Below are 6,413 nucleotides of genomic sequence, written 5' to 3'. Positions count from 1 at the left end.
GAAAAGCAGAATCAGCATGGACGTAAGGCGTGCATCCCAGACCCACCACGAGCCCCATGTCGGCTTGCCCCAGATAGCCCCGGTGACCAGCGCCACGGCGGTCATCCAGGCACCGATGGGCGCCGCGCACTGCAGGGCGACGTCGGCCAGCTTCATCTTCCACACCAGCCCGACAATGCCGCACACCGCCAGCATCACGTAGATGGACTGAGCCAGCATGGCGGCCGGAACGTGGATGTAGATGATGCGAAAGCTGTTGCCCTGCTGGTAGTCCGGCGGCGCGAAGGCCAGGCCCCAGACCATGCCGACGCCGATCAGCAGCAACGCCGCGACGCTCAACCATGGCAGCAGTTTGCCGCTGATGCCGTAAAACCATTTGGGCGAGCCGAGCTTATGAAACCACGTCCAGTTCATTACTGTTTCCATCACGGTTGCCGCTCGTTGTCACGAGACAGCCAAAGGGTCTTTACTGGTCAATTTTTGACCAGACCTCATTATTCGCCGACGCTGATCTTCAGGCCAGCAGCTATTGCAAAGGGTGTCAGGGTTATCGCCAGGGCGGTCAGGCTGCCAAGCCACAAGAGATAACCGGTCGCCGGCATGCCCTGCAAGGCGGCCTGCAAGGCGCCACTGCCAAGTATCAACACCGGGATGTACAACGGCAGAATCAGCAACGCCAGCAACAGGCCGCCACGCTTCAAACCGACCGTCAACGCCGCGCCCACCGCACCGAGCAGGCTCAGTACCGGTGTACCCAGCAATAAAGAAACCAGCAACACCGGCAGACAGGCGGCAGGCAAACCGAGCATCAACGCCAGCAAAGGTGCGAGCAAAACCAGTGCCAGGCCGGAAAACGCCCAGTGTGCCAGCACCTTGGCCAAAACCAGAAGAGCCAGGGGGTGCGGCGAAAGGACCCACTGTTCCAGCGATCCGTCTTCGAAATCACTGCGGAAAAGCCCGTCCAGCGAGAGCAGGACCGATAAAAGGGCCGCCACCCAGACCAGTCCCGGAGACAAGGTTTGCAACAATTGAGACTCGGGACCGACCGCCAGCGGGAACAGCGAAACGACGATGGCGAAGAACACCAGTGGATTGGCCAGTTCAGCCGGACGGCGGAACAGCAAACGGGCCTCGCGGGCGACCAACAGGCCGAAAACACTCATACGGCCCAGTTCCCCAGATCAATGTCGCGGTAAGCGGCCGGCATGCGGCTCAGCGTGTGGTGAGTGGTCAAGACCACAATACCACCGCGCTCGCAGTGGCCGGCCAGGTGTTCTTCGAGTTGCGCCACGCCTTGTTTATCGAGCGCGGTGAACGGCTCATCGAGTATCCACAACGGCGGGCTGTCCAGATACAGCCGCGCCAGTGCCACGCGGCGTTGTTGACCCGCGGACAGCGTGTGGCAGGGAACATCCTCGAAACCACGCAGTCCGACAGCCGCCAAGGCCTGCCAGATGGCCTCATGGGACGCTGGTTGATGCAGGGCGCACAGCCAGCTCAGGTTCTCTTGCGGGGTCAGCAAGTCCTTGATGCCAGCGGCATGGCCGATCCACAACAGGTTGCGTGCAAGCTCCGCGCGTTGCTCGCTCAGCGGCTGACCGTTGAGCAGCACTTGACCGGCGGTCGGGTGCATCAGGCCGGACAACAGGCGCAACAGGCTGGTCTTGCCACTGCCGTTGGGGCCACTGATTTGTACCATTTCGCCACTGGCCATTCTCAAATCGAGATTTTCGAAGAGCAGCCGAAGGTCTCGCTCACAGGCAAGGGCAACGGTTTGCAGGACTGGACTGGTCAAGGGTTCGCGGGCCTTATACGGTTCAAGTCGGCGCTGGTGCGGCCGTTAAAGAGATGCAGGATAAAGGTATTGGCGGCCCGGACGAGAGAGCTGCGTCAATTAACTGTGAAATTTTCCGCATTCTGTATACAACGGGGCAGCATTATACATGCCATTTCCTACTCTCAAGCGTGCAATTTCCCAAGGTTGTGACCGCGTATGACAGGCGAAATGAACATCCTCCCGCTACCGCAGGCCACCGCGGCGACCCCGCGTGCGCCGGCGGTCAGTGGCGAGCTGCTCAAGCTGCTGACGCCGATGGAGGGCCTGATCACTGCCGGCCAGACCGCCAAGGCGCAAGTGCTGTCGCTCAAGCAGGCGGATCAGGCCTTTGAGTTGCTGCTCAAGCTCACCCTCGAAAACGGTCGGCAGACCATGCTCCAGGCCATCAGCAATCAGCCCTTGGCCCAAGGCACCAGCATCGCGGTCACCCAACCTTCGGCGGGCAACCTGGCGGTCACCGTGCAGCAAGCCATCGCCTCCAGCGTCGCCACCCTCACCCGCATCGACACCGCACAAATGCCGGCGGGCACCCTGCTGCAGGGTAAAGTGCTGACCTCCCAGGCGTTGCCGTCGGTGCCTGGGCAAGCCACGATGTTCCGCTCGATGGTCAGCCTGCTCAACACCGCGCTGAGCGGCAGCACGCTGAGCATCGACAGTTCGCAGCCGTTGCGCATCGGCACCTTGCTCAGCGCCCAGGTGCAGGATGCTCAGACCTTGAAGTTCTTGCCCTTGAGCAGCCGTCAGGAACAATTGGCCGTGACCCAGCAACTGCTCAGCCAACAAGGCCGCCAGGGCTCGCTGGACGGCTTGCTCAAACAGCTGCAAAACCTGCCGGCCTCGTCTCTGACCTCCAGCGACTTGCGCACGGCCGTGGACAGATTGCTCGCGGGCCTGCCGGACATCCAGCAATTGAGCAGCGCCAAAGGCCTGGCCCAGGCGCTGGCCAGCAGCGGTGCATTCCTGGAATCGAAACTGCTGGGCGGTCAGAACCTGGCACCTGACATGAAAGGCGACCTGCTCAAACTGATCGGCCAGCTGTCATCCGGGCTGCCGGCCAGCACCCAGCTCAGCGCAATCATCGCCGCCAACACCCTGGCCCAGGCCATGCCGAGTTTCGTGCGCAATGCCCTGGGCATGCTGGGCCAGGTCAGCGCCAAGCCGTCGCCGACCGGTTTCCCGCTGCCTTCGCGGCTGTTGCAAAGCGCCGAAGGCGAAGATGATCTGGAACACCTGCTGCGCCTGGCCGCAGCCGCGGTTTCACGCCTGCAAAGCCACCAGCTGTCCAGCCTGGAGCAGACCGGCGTCACCGCGGACGGACGGCTGATGAGTACCTGGCAGCTGGAGATCCCGATGCGCAACCTGCAGGACATCGTGCCGCTGCAGATCAAGTTCCAGCGCGAGGAAACCCACGAAAGAGAACAACCCAAGGAACGCCCCGAAGAACGCGCGCCCAGGCCACAACTCTGGCGCATCGAACTGGCGTTCGACATGGAACCGCTAGGCCCGTTACAGGTTCAGGCGCAACTGATTCAGGGCAGCCTCAGCAGCCAGCTGTGGGCCGAACGCGCCTACACCGCCAGCCTGATCGAAAGCAACCTGGCGGCCCTGCGCCAACGCATGCTGGCCGCCGGGCTGAACGTCGGCGATCTCGACTGCCACCAAGGCAAACCGCCCCAAAGTCCACAAACCCGCCTCGAACAACGCTGGGTCGACGAAAACGCATGAACACCCCCAACGCACCACGCCAGGCCATCGCCCTCAAGTACGACGGCACCCACGCCCCTACCATCACGGCCAAGGGCAATGAAGAACTGGCGCAAGAAATCCTGCGCATTGCTCGCGACTGCGAAGTACCGATCTATGAGAACGCCGAACTGGTGAGTCTGCTGGCGCGGATGGAGTTGGGAGAAAGTATTGCGCAGGAGCTTTATCTAACGATTGCCGAGATCATTGCGTTTGCGTGGAATTTGAAGGGCAAGTTTCCGGTGGGGCAGGATCCGGATGCCGTGATCGTGGAACGCGATATCACCGGGAAGGGGGACGATTATTGAAAGGGCCAAATGCTGACTGCCCTTTTTTAGAGAGGCAGCCAACACACGATTGATAGCAATACCTCAATCAGGCATCGCGACCTCTGTTTTCCAGTCGAATATCACCCGCGGTCACTTTACCGTCGTTCCACCTGACAAGCACAAAAGAAATACGCACGCCTACAAGGGGCAACAGACGCTCCATCCCCATGAAGTCAAGTCCGCGAAGATCGTATAGATTATTATCAAGCGCGGATCGAACTGTTCCTTTTGCCGCGGGTGTGATGACTGGCCAATCTGGATCTTCCAATTGAAAAGACGCAATGATCCCGGTATGACGATTTCGCTGCTGTTCCATGCGATACATTCCTTGAAGTTTGAACTTCACATATGAGTGATCGAGCCTGCAAAGCAGGTTCGAGTTCAAATTAAGGCTTTCGACAAAACAGCTCAACTATCAAAAGTAAGGGGATTCAAACGATTGAAGTCCGAATTAACAAATTGACATTTGTTCTTTCAAATAAATTATAAATGGCGGTGATCTTTCGATTGTCTTCGCTGGCAAGCCAGCTCCTACAGTAGATTGGGTAGGCTATAAGGCCGCCTCTCTGGCGCTAAAAAAAACCTGGTAAAAACGAAAGGATCGCAGCCTTCGGCAGCTCCTACAGGTGAATGTAACCCTTGTAGGAGCTGCCACAGGCTGCGATCTTTTGCTTCAAGCTTCTAGTCGCTCTTGTGCAACTTGCTCATCAACTCCGCCTCGGCCTGGGTCAGGCCACAGGACTGGGTCAGTTCGTCGACGCTGGCGCCCATGCCGACCAGTTTCGCCGCCTGGTCAAATGACAGGCTCTTGGGATCGCGTTGTTCCAGCCGGGTCAGCTTATCCGGCAGTGGCGCGACGAGCGTGCGCAATTCATGCAGGTCTTCGCCCATGCGCACATTGCCATCCTGGTAATTGTCGACGCGCCTGCCCAAATCCTTGATGCGCTGGTCGCGCTGCGCATCGCCCTGGGCCTGTTGCGCAGCGATCAGCTTTTGCCCGCGGATGTAGGACAAAAACATTGCCAGCGTGCCTGCCCACAACAGGAACAGGACAATGACCGCCACCTCGAGAATCAATCAGATGTTCTCCAGGTCCGACCATTCTTCTTCGCTCATCATCTTGTCCAGTTCGACAAGGATCAGCAGTTCATTGTTCTTGTTGCACACGCCTTGAATGAACTTGGCGGACTCTTCGTTACCGACGTTCGGCGCGGTCTCGATTTCCGACTGACGCAGGTAAACCACTTCGGCCACACTGTCGACCATGATCCCGACCACTTGCTTGTCGGCTTCGATGATGACGATACGGGTGTTGTCGCTGATTTCGGCATTCATCAGGCCGAAACGCTGGCGGGTGTCGATCACGGTGACCACGTTGCCGCGCAGGTTGATGATGCCCAGCACATAGCTCGGAGCGCCCGGTACCGGGGCGATTTCGGTGTAGCGCAGGACTTCCTGGACGCGCATCACGTTGATGCCGTAGGTTTCGTTGTCCAGCTTGAAGGTGACCCATTGCAGGATCGGATCTTCGGAACCCTTTGCCGCCGTCGCCTTGTCATTCATACCCTGCTCCCCTCAAGAAACCGCCCTGGCGGTGTTGTTCTGTTATGTAGTTTTATGCGGCGGCTTGGTGCCGCCCATGTGCCTGGCCCCACCGCTGGCGATCAACTCGGCCAGTTCGCAGACATCGAGCAATGCACACATGTGTTCAATCACCGTGCCCGCCAGCCACGGCCGTTGGCCACGGTGGCTGCGCCATTTGATTTCGTTCGGGTCCAGGCGCAACGAGCGACTGACCTGATGCACCGCCAGCCCCCACTCATAGCCCTGGACGGAAATCACGTATTGCAAGCCCTGCTTGAAGTCCTCGCGGTAACGATCGGGCATGACCCAACGTGCCGTGTCCAATACCTTCAGGTTGCCTGCCTGGCTCGGCAGGATGCCGAGGAACCACTCCGGCTGACCGAACAACGACGTCAGCTCATGACCGGCCAGTGGATAGATTGAACCCAGGCACACCAGCGGCACCGCCAGGGTCAACCCGGCGACATCAAACAACAGGCATTCGAAGGGTTCGGCCGCCCAGGCAGGACGACCGTCGGTGTCCGCTGGCGGCGGTGTGTTGGCCGGTGGCAGGTGCACTTCGACGATCGGAGGCACCAGGACTTGAGGCTCTTCGACGGGCGGCGGTACCAGGGCTTGCAGCAACGGGGCGATGGTCGATACCGGCGTCAGCACGGGTGCCGTCACAGCGAGCTTTATCTGAGGCGCAACAGGCTCAATATCCGGGGCGGCAGCGACCATGGTTTTATACGCATCACGACTCTGCTCTTCGAGCACGGCGGCCTGGAACTCGTCCAATGCAGCTTCAGACTCGACCACTTCGGGCAGTGCTTCGAAGTCCGCCGATAGTTCCTCGGGGACCTCTTGCAGCAAGCTGTCCAGATACGACTGCAGCGCCAATTGCGGTCGCGATGTGATCTTTACCGGACGATTCACTGACA

The 6,413-nt window shown here is 59.6% G+C and carries 9 protein-coding genes; 2 read left to right on the top strand and 7 right to left on the bottom strand.

Translation table 11 applies throughout. The features are described from left to right. From ccsA to ccmA, 3 genes are all read right to left on the bottom strand, one after another. Window positions 1-414, bottom strand: a 414-nt coding sequence (gene ccsA / locus ACIO0C_RS06385; protein WP_401309234.1) for a cytochrome c biogenesis protein CcsA, incomplete at its 3' end; no start/stop codon positions are given. An 80-nt stretch (window positions 415-494) separates the two neighbouring features. Further along, window positions 495-1,163 (bottom strand): heme exporter protein CcmB, encoded by a 669-nt coding sequence (ccmB, locus tag ACIO0C_RS06380; RefSeq protein ID WP_401309231.1) that lies wholly within the window; start codon window positions 1,161-1,163, stop codon window positions 495-497. Then, on the bottom strand, window positions 1,160-1,795 hold the full coding sequence (gene ccmA, locus ACIO0C_RS06375; RefSeq protein WP_401309228.1) for a cytochrome c biogenesis heme-transporting ATPase CcmA: 636 nt from the start codon (window positions 1,793-1,795) through the stop codon (window positions 1,160-1,162). Before ccmA ends, ccmB begins: the two co-directional genes overlap by 4 nt. A 198-nt stretch (window positions 1,796-1,993) precedes the next feature. Here ccmA and ACIO0C_RS06370 point away from each other — a divergent pair, with 198 nt between their 5' ends. After that, complete coding sequence (locus tag ACIO0C_RS06370) at window positions 1,994-3,562, top strand: flagellar hook-length control protein FliK (RefSeq protein WP_401309226.1); 1,569 nt, start codon at window positions 1,994-1,996, stop codon at window positions 3,560-3,562. Then, window positions 3,559-3,888: an EscU/YscU/HrcU family type III secretion system export apparatus switch protein gene (locus ACIO0C_RS06365; RefSeq protein WP_401309224.1), complete on the top strand. Its 330-nt coding sequence runs from the start codon at window positions 3,559-3,561 to the stop codon at window positions 3,886-3,888. Before ACIO0C_RS06370 ends, ACIO0C_RS06365 begins: the two co-directional genes overlap by 4 nt. 67 nt (window positions 3,889-3,955) lie before the next feature. On the opposite strand, the gene ACIO0C_RS06360 is transcribed toward ACIO0C_RS06365, so the two are convergent. From ACIO0C_RS06360 to ACIO0C_RS06345, 4 genes are all read right to left on the bottom strand, one after another. Beyond that, on the bottom strand, window positions 3,956-4,225 hold the full coding sequence (locus tag ACIO0C_RS06360; protein WP_401309223.1) for a hypothetical protein: 270 nt from the start codon (window positions 4,223-4,225) through the stop codon (window positions 3,956-3,958). Window positions 4,226-4,590: 365 nt separating this feature from the next. Next, the gene (locus tag ACIO0C_RS06355) at window positions 4,591-4,986 is read right to left on the bottom strand and encodes a DUF2802 domain-containing protein (RefSeq protein ID WP_401309221.1); all 396 of its coding nucleotides are present in this window, start codon (window positions 4,984-4,986) and stop codon (window positions 4,591-4,593) included. Next, window positions 4,987-5,472, bottom strand: a complete 486-nt coding sequence (locus ACIO0C_RS06350) for a chemotaxis protein CheW (protein ID WP_007946765.1) — start codon at window positions 5,470-5,472, stop codon at window positions 4,987-4,989. Between the two features lie 42 nt (window positions 5,473-5,514). Further along, window positions 5,515-6,408, bottom strand: a complete 894-nt coding sequence (locus ACIO0C_RS06345) for a CheW domain-containing protein (RefSeq protein WP_401309219.1) — start codon at window positions 6,406-6,408, stop codon at window positions 5,515-5,517. Window positions 6,409-6,413 lie beyond the last annotated feature (5 nt).

This window comes from Pseudomonas sp. NPDC087336 (assembly GCF_044744285.1).
Lineage (GTDB): Bacteria > Pseudomonadota > Gammaproteobacteria > Pseudomonadales > Pseudomonadaceae > Aquipseudomonas.
Note: the sequence above shows the minus strand (reverse complement) of the source record. Positions and strands in the feature narration are given on the sequence as shown.